The organism is Mesorhizobium sp. M1403 (genome assembly GCF_040317695.1).
Taxonomy (GTDB): Bacteria; Pseudomonadota; Alphaproteobacteria; order Rhizobiales; family Rhizobiaceae; genus Mesorhizobium.
This window is the reverse complement of sequence record NZ_JAMYKY010000002.1, coordinates 356,450-370,710: the sequence shown is the minus strand read 5'-3', so window position 1 is coordinate 370,710 and position 14,261 is coordinate 356,450. Positions and strand designations below refer to the sequence as shown.

The window sequence follows — 14,261 nt, the reverse complement described above, 5'->3', positions numbered from 1 at the left end:
CCTTGGTTCATCAATGTGATCAATTCCAGTTGAATGGGTATCGACCATTAATTCTCTCGTGGTAGGAGGCGCTCAAGGGGGCTCTTCCCAAAGGAGCTGATGATTTGTGGTGGTCAAGATTCAAAAGGGGTTTTGCCGGAACGTGGGACGACAGACTGGACGGGCTATTCTCCGCAAAGGTCGACTACGCCGGGAAATCCATTCTCGATGTTGGCTGCAATATGGGTGTTGTCGCCTATGAGATATCCAAGCTGAAACCCAGCTCGATCCACGGGATCGACATTGCCAAGCCGCACATCCAGACTGCAAAAATGTTATTGAGCGGCTCCCCGGTGCATGCCCGGTTCGATCGCCTGAATCTTGGCAGCCGGCGCCTCGGCAATATCCTTCTACCGAAATACGATATCGTCCTGCTGCTGGCCGTCTATCAGCACATGCAGCGCAACATCGGCCCAGGCAAGGCGCGAAGGGTGCTTTCCAATATTGTGAGGCGCACCTCAAACGTTGTTGCCCGCGTTCCGCCTGGAACGGATGGCGAATTCATCGAAACGCTGTCCGACGAGGGATTCCAAGTTAAGAGCACTCACACATCCCCTCTTGGTAGTCATGTGCTCGTTCTTGAGAAACCTGCCTTCGGAAATCCGCAGCCATGATGACACATTCCTTGTGGTAGTCTGCCCACTAACATCCATGTGCCAGCAGCGGGCGCAGACCAGCTGCCTGCCTGCAGCTCGGCCCGGGGAGCGCTGATTCGCCGGCAGAAAGCATCTTGCGGATGGACTTCGCGCCAATACCGATGACATTGAGGGTTGCGGCTACGGTGTTGTCTGCTAGTGCCTTGACGGCCAGGATGCGCCCGTTGGCATAAGTGGCGAAAGAAGAATTTGGCGACCACGGCGAGAGCATTGGCCGTCCCGCCTGCGGTCAGCGCGCCGCCACTATCGAAATTCAGCCAGGTGCGCCATCATCTCGCGGCGCCCTCCCAGCGCTCATGGCTCATGGCGCCGAACGGGTGAACAGGGTTCGGAATCGCTCCTGCGCACGCCGCAGTCCTTCATCTGTCAGAACCACTGACTTCGCCTTGTTTGCTGGATTCGCGATCAGCCCCTTCTGGTGCAAGCGATCCAGAGCGCTCCAATCGAATCCCTTCCAGACGCGCCTCTCTTCATGCAGCGTCAGCCAAAGCAGGCCCAGAACGGCTTCGTCGATCTTGTCGGTGTCGATCTCCATGCAAGCAGTCTAACACGCGAAAGGGCCTCTGCCACGATCCACACCGGATAGTTACTCCCTGCCACGAGGGTTCGTCTGAAAATAAGTGCTTCACTCAGGCGTCGCATGCGCGACAGCGTCATTTGCGCGGGCGACGAGCCGGGATGGGATCGGAGTTCATCATGGTGCCTAAGCGGCCGTGGCAGCCTTGCCGCTGGCAATGAAATGCGGATTGGCGGAATCCTCGTCGTCGCTCTGGTTGCGCTTACCGCAGGCGAGCGGCGCGCTATCCAGCGTGCGCGTCATGCCGCCGGCAGCGCGCAGCACCGCGTCACCCGCCGCGGTGTCCCATTCCATAGTGCGGCCGAAACGCGGATACGTTTGGCGGGACACTTTCTTTTCCGACGCGCTCTCCGGCCGCAGAAGTCTCAACCTTGCCAGAGGTGAATTTTGACCCCTGAGCGGTTATCGCGGAGCGCATTCCGGGCCACAACCGACTTTGCGACATCCCCTTCACTGATTCACTGCCCGTCTAGCGCCAGAATGCGAAATCCGCTGTGAGGGTCGGGTAGCAACAACCGTTCAAGGTCGGTCCGACGTTGCAGGGCTGACGTGTTTTCATCGAGCCAAGACTGACTCTAGTACCGTGCCGGGAATGAGCTATAGTTCAGATACTGTGACGGCCGGGGGCTTGCACAATGGCTGGACTGGGTGAACAGATTGCGCGTCAGCAGCGCACCATGGGACCGCTCCTGGTGACGGCAGTGGTCATCGGCCTTGTCGGTCTGCCCGTCGCAGCCTGGCTCGACCTCCGAGACCTATCGGAACGGATGCTGCGCAGGCAAGCCAGCGAAATCAGCCGGATCATCGACGAAATGCGCGGATTCTACGGCAGCGACGTCGTGGGACGCGTGCTGCAAGCTAACGGCGCCGTGACCGCGACGCACAACTATCGGGACGTGCCAGGTGCGATCCCTATTCCAGCAACCCTCTCGATCGAACTCGGCAAGCGCATCAGCGCTCATGACGGGTCGGTCAAATATCGGTTCGTCTCGGATCTGCCTTTCAAAGGTCGCGCGCCCCACCAGCTCGATGTTTTCGAGCGGAATGCAATCTTGGCTTTGCGCGCCAACCCGAAGGAGCCGATCATCGAAGTCTCGGGCTCACTGTTTGACCGGCAGGTCCGCGCCGCGGCCCCTGTCATAATGGGACAAGTGTGCGTGACCTGCCATAACTCACACCCGGACAGCCCCAAGACGGACTGGAAGGTAGGGGATGTCCGAGGGATCCAGGAGATATCAGTCAATCAGCCTATTGCTGCGAACGTGCTGACCTTCAAGTATCTGCTCCTATATTTCGGTTTCGCGGCGGCGGCGGGCCTGACGTTCATTCTCCTGCAGCGTCGGCAGTCCGCGTTGATTCAGGGCATCAACAAGGAGCTTTCCGAGGCAAACGACTTTCTGGCCGCGATTTCATTGAAGATCGCCAAATACCTTTCGCCTCAAATCTACAAAAGCATCTTCAGCGGCCAGAAGGACGTCACCATCGCAACCGAGCGCAAGAAGCTCACGATCTTTTTCTCCGACGTCAAGGATTTCACCGCGATCGTGGAACGGCTCCAGCCCGAGGACTTGACGCTTCTCCTCAACGAGTACTTCACCGAGATGTCGACGATCGCGCTCAAACACGGCGGCACCGTCGACAAGTTCATCGGCGACGCGCTTCTTGTGTTCTTCGGAGACCCCGAGACGCAGGGCGTCGAGGAAGACGCGAGAGCCTGCTTGCGCATGGCTGTCGACATGCAGCGTCGGCTGGAGCAGTTGAACAGGGTGTGGCATGACCGCGGAGTTGAACGGCCCTTCCGAGCTCGCATGGGCATCAACACGGGCTATTGCAATGTTGGGAACTTCGGTTCCGATGATCGGATGGACTACACGATCATTGGAGCCGAGGCGAACTTGGCGGCCCGGCTGCAGTCGATTGCCGAGCCCGGCGGCATCTGCCTCAGCTATGAGACTTACGCGCTCGTGCGCGACCTTGTCCGGGCGCGTCCATTAGCACCGATTGCCATGAAGGGGATCAGCCGGGAGGTTGTCCCCTACGAAGTCGAGGGCCTCCTGGGTGAACTCGCCCAGCGCCCTCAGGTCATCAGCGAGCATACGACTGGTCTCGACTTGTTCCTCGATGTTGAGGCAATCGACGAGAACGGGGTGGAGCGGGCGAAGAAACGACTTTCGGAGGCGCTCCTGGCCTTAACCATCCGAAGCAAGCCCGCCGCATTTTAGGTTCTTGAACGTGATCCAATCTGGACCGTGGCCAGCCAAGTAAAGTCCGGTTCAACACCGTTCAGCCGCGCCGGGTCCCGACCAGGAGTTCGCGCGCATCATCCTCGTTGGTCATCAGCGCCGTCAGGGCCGAGGCGTCGATGAACATCATCATTCTCGTACAGGCTGTCGCGAAACGCCTTGTCGGCGGGCCTGCCGTGATCAGGCTTGCCCCGGGCTCGCAGATCACGGCAGAACCTGACGCCGATCTCTACGAGGGACGGTCTAGCCTGTTCGCGCTCAAGCTCATGCTTGAGCGCGGCATGGACGGCCTCTGTCAGACCAGTTCTCTTAAGTGCGGCGACCCGGCGGGCCAGTGCGTCGGTCTCGGGATTTTTGATGTGGAACGCCATCACTCGCTCGTATAGCCGTTCAAGTGTATCGGTATACAGCAATTTGGATACACCGTGTGAAGGCCCCGCAGCATCGGCCGGACACGAAGAGAATCGCCACGCCGACCCTACTGTAGGCCGGATGGGGATCGTACCGTTGTGTTTACAGATCTCGAGCAGTATCTGAGGTCGCTTCCGTAAGTCACTTGCAACACCCGCACTTTCGTACGGGTCTGGAACTGCGCAATCATCGCCTAGCCAGATCCAGCAGCCTTGCCGCTGGCGATGAAATGCGGATTGGCGAAATCCTCGTCATCGCTCTGGTTGCGCTTGCCGTAGGCGAGCGGCTGGCCGTCCAGCGTGCGCGTCATGCCGCCGGCAGCGCGTAGCACCGCATCACCCGCGGCAGTGTCCCATTCCATAGTGCGGCCGAAGCGTGGGTAGACGTCTGCCTCGGCGCCGGCGACGAGACAGAATTTCAGCGATGAGCCGACCGAAACGATCTCGGCAGCGCCAAGCGCGCGGATATAGGCGTCGGTTTCCGGCGTGTTGTGGGAGCGGCTGGCAACGACGGTCAGCGGCACCATACCGGCCCTCGCCGAAATCGGCTGGCGATCGACGATCTCATAGTCGTCATTGATCTCGATCGCTTCCGCTTTGCCCGGCCGGCCGGAAAAGAAGCGGCCGGTGCAAGGCGCGAAGACAACGCCGATCTCCGGCACGCCATGGCGAACCAGCGCGATGTTGACAGTGAAATCGGTCCGCCGGTTGACGAACTCCTTGGTGCCGTCGAGCGGATCGATCAGGAAAAAGGCGTCGCCGAGATCCGGCGCCATGATGCCGGCAGAGGCTTCCTCCTCTGCCACGCATGGAATCTCTGGAAAAGCGGCGCGCAGCCCGGCAAGGATGATCTTCTCGCTCTCGCGATCGGCTTCGGTCACCGGCGAACTGTCCAACTTGCTGTCGACCGCACAGCCGGCACGAAAGACGCGCATCACCTCGCGCCCCGCCGCCAAGGCAAGGCGCTCGAAGACGGCGAGCATCGCTTCGTCGTCAGATACCGCCGCCGCTATCATATTGGTCTTCGGTAATGTCACGCTCGATCAGCCAGTGTTCTAGGGCCTCTACCATCTCCTCGGCAGATCTGCCGAGTGTTTCGAGATGGATTTCAGGTTTTTCCGGCACCTCATACGGTGAATCGACGCCGGTGAAATTCTTGATCTCGCCATTCAACGCCCGCGCATAAAGGCCCTTCGGATCGCGCCTGGCGCATTCTTCGAACGGTGTGTCGACAAACACCTCGACGAATTCGCCCTCGGCCATCAGTTCGCGTGCCATGCGCCGCTCTGCGCTGAACGGCGAGATGAACGACACGATGACGATCAGCCCGGCGTCGGCCATCAGGCGTGCCACTTCGGCGACGCGGCGAATGTTTTCGACACGATCGGCGTCGGTGAAGCCGAGATCGCGGTTGAGGCCGTGACGGACGTTGTCGCCATCCAGAATGTAGGTATGGCGCCCGGTGGCGAAGAGCTTCTTTTCAAACAGGTTGGCGATGGTCGACTTGCCCGAGCCCGAAAGCCCGGTGAACCAGAACACCGCCGGCCGCTGGTTCTTCATATCGGCGCGGGCGCGCTTGCCGACATCGAGCGACTGCCAGTGAATGTTTTCGGCTCGGCGTAGCGTGTGCAGGATCATGCCGGCGCCAACCGTGGCATTGGTGATGCGGTCGATCAGGATGAAGGCGCCTGTGGTGCGGTTTTCGGCAAATGGATCGAAGGCGATCGGCGACCGCGTCGAGATGTTGCAGATGCCGACTTCGTTCATTTCAAGCGACTTGGCCGCCTCATGGGCAAAGTCGTTGACGTTGACCCGGTATTTCAGGTCGGTGACGGTGGCGCTGGTCTGGTCGGTCTCGGTGCGCAGGATGTAGGAGCGGCCGGGCAGCAATGCATGTTCGTCGAACCACACGATGTTGGCGGCGAACTGGTCGGCGACCTGCGGCCGCGCTGCCGGCGACACCAGCATGTTGCCGCGCGAGACCTCGACCTCGTCGTCGAGGACGAGGGTAATGGCCTGGCCGGCGACAGCCTGCTGAAGGTCGCCGCCATGCGAAACGATGCGCCTGACACGGGAGGACTTGCCCGATTTCGCCACGACCACCTCGTCGCCCGGCGCAACCGAGCCAGAGGCGATGGTGCCGGCGAAACCGCGAAAATCGAGGTTGGGACGGTTCACATACTGGACGGGAAACCGGAACGGCAATTCGACCGCGGCCTCGTCGACCGAGACGGTTTCGAGATGTTCGATCAGCGTCGGGCCGGAATACCAGTCCATCCTATCGGAACGGCCAGTAACGTTGTCGCCGTAACGGGCCGACATTGGAATGGGCACGATCGTCTGGAAGCCGAGCTCACGTGAGAACTGCGCGTAGTCCGCGACGATCCGATTAAAAACCGCCTCGTCGAAGCCGACAAGATCGATCTTGTTGACGGCGAGCACGATGTGGCGAATGCCCAGAAGCGAGGCAATGATCGAATGCCGCCTTGTCTGGCGCAGTACGCCCTGGCGAGCATCGATCAGCACGATGGCGAGATCGGCGGTCGATGCACCTGTCGCCATGTTGCGCGTGTATTGTTCGTGGCCGGGCGTGTCGGCGACGATGAACTTGCGCTTTGGCGTTGCGAAGAAGCGATAGGCGACATCGATGGTGATGCCCTGCTCGCGTTCGGCCTCGAGGCCGTCGACCAGCAGCGCGAAGTCGACGTCGTCCCCGGTGGTGCCGTGCTTGCGTGAATCGCGCTCGAGCGCGGCCAGCTGGTCCTCGAAAATCTGCTTGGTATCGGAAAGGAGACGCCCGATCAGCGTCGACTTGCCGTCGTCGACCGAGCCGCAGGTCAGGAAGCGCAGCAGCGACTTTCGTTCCTGCGCCGCCAGATAGTCGCGGACGCCATCGGTCGGGGCGAGGCTCTTGGCCATGATGTGGCGCATGCTCAGAAATACCCCTCGCGCTTCTTCTTTTCCATCGAGCCGGCTTCATCACGGTCGATCAGGCGACCTTGCCGCTCGGAAGTGCGCGCCGTGAGCATTTCGCCGACTATCGCCTCCAGAGTGTCGGCTTCCGAGTCGATCGCGCCGGTCAGCGGATAGCAGCCCAGCGTGCGGAACCGCACCATCCGGTTCTCCACCGTCTCGCCGGGCCGCAGCTGCATGCGCTCGTCGTCCCTCAGGATGAGCATGCCGTCGCGCTCGACGACCGGCCGCTCCTTGGCCAGATACAGCGGCACGATCGGGATGTCCTCCTGGAGAATGTATTGCCAGATGTCGAGCTCGGTCCAGTTCGACAGTGGAAACACCCTGATCGATTCGCCGGCAGCGATACGGGTGTTGAAAATCTTCCACATCTCCGGCCGCTGGTTCTTCGGATCCCAGACGTGCTGAGCGTTGCGGAACGAAAAGATCCGCTCCTTGGCGCGCGACTTCTCCTCGTCGCGACGGGCGCCGCCGAAGGCTGCGTCAAACCCATATTTGTCGAGCGCCTGCCGCAGGGCAACCGTCTTCATCACATGCGTGTGGGTGTTGGAGCCGTGGTCGAACGGATTGATGTTGTCGCGCACGCCGTCTTCATTGACATGGACCAGGAGATCGAAGCCGAGCTTTTGCTGCATCTGGTCGCGAAAGGCGATCATTTCGCGGAATTTCCAGGTCGTGTCGACATGGAGAAAGGGAAACGGCGGCTTGGCCGGATAGAACGCCTTCATCGCCAGGTGCATGAGCACGGACGAATCCTTGCCGACCGAATAGAGCATGACCGGCTTGGCAAAGGCCGCGGCCACCTCGCGAAAAATATGGATGGATTCAGCCTCAAGCCGCTGAAGGTGCGTAAGCGCGATATTCATGAAATGTGAGCGTTCTTTCGTACCGATCCACGGAAGGGCCTGCGTCGGAGGCTACCCTCAGCCGCCCGATTCAAACTGCACTTCTGGACAATCCATTCTCGTGCGGGCGTTCTAGCAGATCGTTTCGGTGCAGAACAATGCAACACAGGCCTGCGGCCGAATGGTTCGGGAATGAATTTTTCACATAGTCGGCAAAATCTGGAAATTTCTGCTCAGCGACTGATGTCGTTTGGTAGGTGCCGGAAATATTGCTTAGCGCATGGAAGGGCGCTGGTCCATCTTTGGCCTGATCGACGCGGTGCAGCCGCCGGCGGAACCGAGCAGACCGCGTGGCCGCGAGCGCCGGAGCGATGATTCGGGGTTGGCCGAATCGATCTGAGGCAGGGCCGCCTTCACTTCCCGTGGTGACCACAAGCATCACGCAGAGCCCGGGTACGCCTCGCCAAGCCGCTCGCCTGTATAATGTTCGCGGCGGATCGGCCCCCACCACCATTCGTTCTGGAGATACCAGTCGATCGTTTTGGCGAGGCCGCCGGCGAATGTCTCGCGCGGGGCCCAGCCCAGATCGAGCCGTATCTTGGAGGCGTCGATCGCATAACGGCGGTCGTGGCCAGGCCGATCCGCGACAAATGCGATGAGATCGCGATACCGCCGAGACCCGGAACGCGGCCGTCGGTCGTCCAGAATGTTGCAGATTGCCTCGACCACCTCCGTGTTGCTGCGTTCCGAGCCGCCACCGACATTGTAGCTCTCGCCGACTACACCCCGGGTAGCGATTATGGCCAAGGCGCTAGCGTGATCTTCAACGAAGAGCCAGTCGCGCACGTTACTGCCGGCGCCGTAGACCGGCAGTGGCTTCTCTTCGAGAGCGTTCAAAATAACGAGCGGAATCAGCTTTTCGGGAAACTGGCAAGGACCGTAATTATTAGAGCAGTTGGAAAGCACAACCGGCAGGCGGTAAGTTCTGTGCCACGCACGCACCAGATGATCGGATGCGGCCTTTGAAGCCGAATAAGGCGAGGATGGCGCGTATGGCGTCTGTTCAGTAAAAACACTGTCGTCGAAAGGCAAATCGCCGAACACCTCGTCGGTCGAAACGTGGTGGAAGCGGAATCGGCTCCTTCTCTCGCTGGGAAGTCTGCGCCAATATTCCAACGCCGAATTCAGCATCCGGTAGGTTCCTACGATGTTGGTCTCGATGAAGGCAGCGGGCTTGTCGATCGACCGGTCAACGTGGCTTTCGGCGGCCAGATGAATGATGATGTCTATCTCATCGCGATTTAGAACCTCTAGAACTGCCCTCGCATCACAAACGTCGGCGTGCTCGAATCTATAATTTTGGACGTTCTCTATTGGACGCAGCGAAGTGAGGTTTCCTGCATAGGTGAGCTTGTCCAAATTGGTTACACGGTAGTCTGGATTGCTACACAAATGACGGCAGACCGCCGAGCCAATGAAGCCGGCCCCTCCGGTTACCAGAAAGTTCATGCCACCCTCTCACGCAAAACTGTCTGCGAATACCTCGGAGGCGGTGAGCGTCGGCGTGTGCAACGCATTTCGACACCAGGAATTTGATGGCTATTTCGCCGAAGAGTTCATTGCCACCCGAATGAAGGTGCGGCAAGTGTCGGAGTGCGCAGTCTGCTACGACGAAGTTCCGATGGGAACAAACAGCTTGTCACCGTTGTGGTCGATTTCGATCAATTCGGTTTTCTGGGCCAAACGCTCTGCAAATCCTTTGTGGAAGATAATGGCGTTCATAAAAGCGAAGGTCATGGCAAGTGCTTCGGTCCGCAATGGATAGTCGACGAGTGAATGGATGAGAAGAAATAACACGGAAAGAAACGCCGCCTTTTGAAGGGGATCGCGACGAACTTTGGTAAGCGCCATGAAAAGCATCAAGAAATAAGTCGCCACCAACAGAACAGCAAGAAGTCCGCCCTCGAAAGCTATTTCGAGATATTCATTGTGTGCATGATTGACATATTTTGCAAAAATCATATTTTCCTTTTCGTATATCTGGTAAGCCTTTTGAAAATTTCCAAACCCGACACCGGTTGCCCAATTCTCACTGATTCCCTCAATGGTGGTGCGAGCAAACTCTCCTCGCCCGAAAGCCGGGTCAATCGTCTCGGCCTCGATCTTCGTCCATGCGCCTAACGTATAGGCCGAAAGTCCCATGAAAATTGCAAGGATGCTGAATCGACTCACCCTGGAACGCGCTGAAAGAAAGACGATGGACAGCACGGTGATCGCCAACCCGATCAGAACGCCGGCCCGCGAGCCGGCGGCCAAAAGGAGCAGCAAAAGCGTGACCACCCCGATCAGTCCAGACAAGAGGTATCCGCGGAACAGACCGTGGTAGACGACGAAGGGAATGGACACAAAAAGCAGAGCAGCAAAATGGTTCTGGTTGGCGAACAGCCCGGCATTGATCGTAAAAGGCAACAATCCCTCAATGGCGACATTGTCAGAGAGCGAATACTGAATCGCCCCCGCCAAACCATTGCATATAACGCCCATAAAGAAGAAGGGGAGAAGTGCCTGGACCTGCTCGGTTCGCAAACGCAATACACTCAAGAAAAACGCTGCCGCTGCCACCAGGTACAACAGGCATTCGATCGTGCGTCCCACGCCAAGGCTGACGAATCGAAATCGGGCTTCTCCAACAAGCGAGGAATCTGCGAGCAACAGTTCTGGCCGCAATCCGTTGAGCATCGAGGCCGGTAGCGGGACGATTTGCAAAGCCACCAATGCCACGGCGAAGACAAGCAGCCATACAAGAGTCGGGGGAACCCTTTGGCCAAACGGCTGTGAAAGGACAGCCGCTGCTGAGATAATCGCCGCGACTTCAATCAGCGTGTCGGTATAGAGGCCGCTTGCAGTCCCCCCGCCGATCAGCAGCGATATGAACAAAACCGACCCGAGGAGATATTTGTCCCATTGCGATGGCCGGTCGTTCAAGATGGAAGTCTCTCGATGCTCAACTTGTGCATTATCAATGTGCCGACATATCGAAACCGCCAGCTCTCAGCGATGGCGGCAGTCTCCAGCCGCAACAATTGCATGGGACAGGTATCGGGGCCAATCAAAAAATCCTGACTCAGGGCCTGGCGATTGAATGTGCCCTCTGGAATATTGAACCGGGCAATTTCGCCGGTTTGACATCTGAGAGACCAGAATAACTCCTTTGGAAGCTTCAGGTTTCTTGCAGATGCGATCAGAGAAATCTCGTAAGACCCCGGCGGAAGCGCGATATACTGCTGAAGACCATAGTTCTTGACTGGCGTATTCAGGAAACGGACCGTTGCTCCGCCCTCGCCTTCGACTGCATCCTGGGATGTTGCGAATGTAACTTCCATACCCGACTGATCGCGGATCTGCCAATCGAAAAGCTTTCTGCTCGATACCGGCTCGAACGTGCTGTTGAAAATGTAGCCACCCAACTTCCGTTCCTGATCGGACAGGCTGAAAAGAAAAAACCGATATGCCGCTTCGAACTTCTTCTGACGGACATAGCCGTTGATCACAATGGACAGCTCTCCCGAACTCGGTGGTACGGTTGACCCGGACAACTCCAGCAGCAACCGGTTTACGAATTCGAGCCCCTCGGAAGTGTTGCCGAGAACGGACAGCAGACTGCCTCTCCACGGCGCCCCAGCCTTGAGGGCTGCCAGCACCGCTTGGTATCCGTCAGGATTGGAGAGGATTGTCGGCAGACCCCCGGCGATCGCAGGAAATTGATCCGGCCAACGCCGCAATAAAATGTCAATCTCTCCGACGGCCTTTGGCAGATTGCCCATTTCAATCGAGTGGCCGATGGACCTCTGAAGCGCATGGATTTCTGTCTTGGACAGTTTTCGAGCTTGATCGAAAAGCTCATAAGCTTGGTCTTTTTCGCCCTGCCGGTATTTGATCTCGCCGATCAAGCTGTAGAGCCGCGCGTCCACCAGATCGAAGCGAAGCGCGCCTTCGGCCTTGGCAAGCAAGCCATCGAGGTCAGGAGTATTGTTTGTGTCGTTCAGCTCGTCGGTAATTTTGCCGATCACCGCGTCGACGTTCAACGGATCCAGCGCGAGCGAAACGGCCGGCGTCTTGGTCTCAAGAAGCCGACTTAGACCGATCGACGAAGCCGCCAACACTAGAACGGATGCGACGAACCAAACGCTTGAACGCCGGAGATTTTGCATAAGCGGGCTGGCCTGCTCCGTCATCCACTTTACTCTCAATTTTCGGGGTACTCGAGCCGTAGTCGTAATACTGGTAGTTCATGTATTTGTAGGCGTAGTTGTAATCGAACTTGTTCACCGCGAATTTCGACATCGCAGCTCCGACCACATTCGCGCCGGCGGCTCGCAGGCGCTTCAACGCTGTCTTGGCCGACTTGCGCGTGACCTGATTGGTGGAGATGACCATCAGCGTACCCTCGGCAAGCCGGCTGAGGATAGGTGCATCTGAAAGACCGACAACCGGCGGTGCATCGATGACGACAAGGTCGAAGCGCTTGCCGAGATTGGTGATGATCAGCGCCATCTTGGGCGAGGAAAGCAGATCCGCCGGGTTCGGCGGGATCGTTCCGGACGTCAAAACGGTCACATTCGGATATTTCGTCGCCCGGAAAATGCTCGCAAGATCCTCCTTGCGAACGGTGTTTGTCAGGAGATTGCTGAGGCCGATCGTGTTGTCGAGGCCAAACAGCCGATGAAGGTTCGGCTTTCGAAGATCGCCATCGACGATGAGAACTCTCGCACCGAGCGCTGCAAAATCCTGCCCGAGCTTGAACGACGTCGTCGACTTGCCTTCTGAGGGCTCCGAGCTGGTGACCAGCAACGATCGCGGTGCGCCTTCGGCACCGGAGAACTGCAACGATGTTCGAAGCGAACGGTAGGCTTCGGACAGCCCTGATTTCTGATCGGAGATGCTGGCTATGAGTTCCCGGTCATCGACAAGCGGGAGGATACCGAGCATCGCCAATCCCAGTTCCTTTTCGATCTGCTCAGGATTGGTGAATGTATTGTTTAACAACTCGATGATATATACTATCGACGCGCTCAGAGCCATGAAAAGGGCCAGAGCGACCGCAAGATTGATGCTGAGGCGCGGAGAATAGGGGGCCGTAGGCTGCGTCGCGAAATCGACGATTGCGGCACTTTGTGTCTTGAGCTCAGAGCTCACGCCAACGTCATTCAGCTTGGCAATAAGGTTGTCATACTGCGACCGGTTCGAATCGACCTCGCGCTTGAGGATGGTGTATTTGATGTTTTTATCGTTGAAGATAACCTGTTGCTTCTCCATCTCGGCGAGTTTTGACTTAAGGTCGGCTTCCTTGTTCTGGGCTTCCTGATATTTCTGCCGCAGAGAGTCGGTTATCGTCAAAACGCCATTGTTATAGAGCCTTTGCAATTCCTTGATCTGCGACTGAAGCTGCTGCATTTCCGGAAAACCGGGCTTCAGTATGCCTAATTTTTGCTGATACTGGCTGGTCAAATCCGCCAGTTTTTCGCTGAGTTTCTGCAGGCCTTCGCTTTCCAGGACCGGGCCGAGGCTCGAGCCGCGACCTTTGTCGATTTGTTCCACGACCCGTCCGGCGTCAAGACGATCCTGGATTGCCGTCGCCAGCGCGGTGTTCAGGGCCTCGATGTTCGACCCTATCAGCGATTTGTCATCGCCGGTCACCGTGATGCCGGCGTCCTTTGCATAGGCGACCAGTTCCTCCTCGGATTTCTGGAGCTTTTGCTTTACCTGCAAAACCTGTTCCTGAATGAATTGCCGTGCCAGGTCGGAAGTCTCGCTGGTCTGATCGAGGCGTTGGTCCATAAAGCTTTGCGCGACCTGGTTGGCTACATCGCTTGCATATTTCGGTTTCTGGTCGGCAAACGTTATCGACAGCAGGCTTGTGTTGGTGACCAGATTGACGGTGAGGTCGTTTAGAATACGATTGATCGCAATCGCCTCGCGTTCCTCGGGGGTTTTCTCCTCGATGGAGGGGGTTTTGGCAACTCCAAACGCACGGTAGAAAATATTGCTAGGCGAGAAGTTCGGGGTCGGAAACAGGAAGTCCGGCTTTTCGCTGAGACCCAGCTGGAAGACCACGCGCTGCGCCAGTGCGCGGCTTTTCAGCTTTTCCTTGGCCGTCAGAAAAGCCCGCACGTCGGTGCTTTCGGAAACTGCTTCAATGTCCTGGAAGACCTTGGCCGAAGGAACCAGCACTTCCAGTTGCGTTGTCGCCTGATATTTTGGCGTCTGCATCATGGTAACGATGACGCCGGCGACAACCCCCGCCGCAGCCATCATGACGATCAGCCAGCGATACTGGACAACATAGAAAAATAGCTTGAGTGGGTTAAATCCCTCCTCGGCCTCCAGGTGATCGCGACCGTACGGACTATAGTTTTGCGCCCCGTCATAATACAGGTCCGCGGACAAGGCTTGGCCGTGTCCTGGACGTGCGATTTGATGCTGTCTGTTACGATCGAGCATGGTGCAAGGCAATCCTA

The 14,261-nt window shown here is 57.9% G+C and carries 11 protein-coding genes and 2 pseudogenes; 2 read left to right on the top strand and 11 right to left on the bottom strand.

What is annotated here, in order from left to right; genetic code table 11:
- Positions 1-104 precede the first annotated feature (104 nt).
- Complete coding sequence (locus NKH01_RS06480) at positions 105-653, top strand: class I SAM-dependent methyltransferase (protein ID WP_352780232.1); 549 nt, start codon at positions 105-107, stop codon at positions 651-653.
- Positions 654-996: 343 nt separating this feature from the next.
- Here NKH01_RS06480 and NKH01_RS06475 read toward each other — a convergent pair whose 3' ends face one another.
- Together NKH01_RS06475 and NKH01_RS06470 are read right to left on the bottom strand one after the other, a co-directional pair.
- On the bottom strand, positions 997-1,230 hold the full coding sequence (locus NKH01_RS06475) for a DUF6429 family protein (RefSeq protein ID WP_352496292.1): 234 nt from the start codon (positions 1,228-1,230) through the stop codon (positions 997-999).
- A gap of 168 nt (positions 1,231-1,398) precedes the next feature.
- Positions 1,399-1,587 (bottom strand): annotated as a pseudogene (locus NKH01_RS06470) (inositol monophosphatase family protein); the annotation flags it as partial.
- Between the two features lie 320 nt (positions 1,588-1,907).
- On the opposite strand from NKH01_RS06470, the gene NKH01_RS06465 reads away from it, so the two are divergent.
- Positions 1,908-3,494 (top strand): adenylate/guanylate cyclase domain-containing protein, encoded by a 1,587-nt coding sequence (locus NKH01_RS06465; protein ID WP_352852503.1) that lies wholly within the window; start codon positions 1,908-1,910, stop codon positions 3,492-3,494.
- 224 nt (positions 3,495-3,718) lie between these two features.
- Here NKH01_RS06465 and NKH01_RS06460 read toward each other — a convergent pair.
- The 9 genes and pseudogenes from NKH01_RS06460 to NKH01_RS06420 form a co-directional block, all read right to left on the bottom strand.
- Positions 3,719-3,886: pseudogene (locus NKH01_RS06460) on the bottom strand (type II toxin-antitoxin system VapB family antitoxin); the annotation flags it as partial.
- Between the two features lie 233 nt (positions 3,887-4,119).
- Positions 4,120-4,908: a 3'(2'),5'-bisphosphate nucleotidase CysQ gene (gene cysQ, locus NKH01_RS06455; protein ID WP_353019831.1), complete on the bottom strand. Its 789-nt coding sequence runs from the start codon at positions 4,906-4,908 to the stop codon at positions 4,120-4,122.
- Positions 4,909-4,918: 10 nt separating this feature from the next.
- Positions 4,919-6,856 (bottom strand): sulfate adenylyltransferase subunit CysN, encoded by a 1,938-nt coding sequence (gene cysN / locus NKH01_RS06450; protein WP_353019627.1) that lies wholly within the window; start codon positions 6,854-6,856, stop codon positions 4,919-4,921.
- Between the two features lie 2 nt (positions 6,857-6,858).
- On the bottom strand, positions 6,859-7,764 hold the full coding sequence (gene cysD / locus NKH01_RS06445; protein WP_352464033.1) for a sulfate adenylyltransferase subunit CysD: 906 nt from the start codon (positions 7,762-7,764) through the stop codon (positions 6,859-6,861).
- Positions 7,765-7,834: 70 nt separating this feature from the next.
- Positions 7,835-8,182 carry a hypothetical protein gene (locus NKH01_RS06440; protein ID WP_353019625.1) on the bottom strand — a complete coding sequence of 116 codons (348 nt, stop codon included), beginning with the start codon at positions 8,180-8,182 and terminating at the stop codon, positions 7,835-7,837.
- A complete protein-coding gene (gene rfbB, locus NKH01_RS06435; RefSeq protein WP_353019624.1) occupies positions 8,182-9,252 on the bottom strand; it encodes a dTDP-glucose 4,6-dehydratase in 1,071 nt (356 codons plus the stop codon). The genes NKH01_RS06440 and rfbB overlap by 1 nt, the downstream gene beginning before the upstream one ends.
- A gap of 156 nt (positions 9,253-9,408) precedes the next feature.
- Positions 9,409-10,728: an O-antigen ligase family protein gene (locus NKH01_RS06430; protein WP_353019621.1), complete on the bottom strand. Its 1,320-nt coding sequence runs from the start codon at positions 10,726-10,728 to the stop codon at positions 9,409-9,411.
- Positions 10,725-11,828, bottom strand: a complete 1,104-nt coding sequence (locus NKH01_RS06425; RefSeq protein ID WP_353019619.1) for a tetratricopeptide repeat protein — start codon at positions 11,826-11,828, stop codon at positions 10,725-10,727. Before NKH01_RS06425 ends, NKH01_RS06430 begins: the two co-directional genes overlap by 4 nt.
- A gap of 37 nt (positions 11,829-11,865) precedes the next feature.
- Entirely contained in the window at positions 11,866-14,244 is a 2,379-nt protein-coding gene (locus tag NKH01_RS06420; RefSeq protein WP_353019617.1) for a GumC family protein, read from the bottom strand.
- Positions 14,245-14,261: the final 17 nt, after the last annotated feature.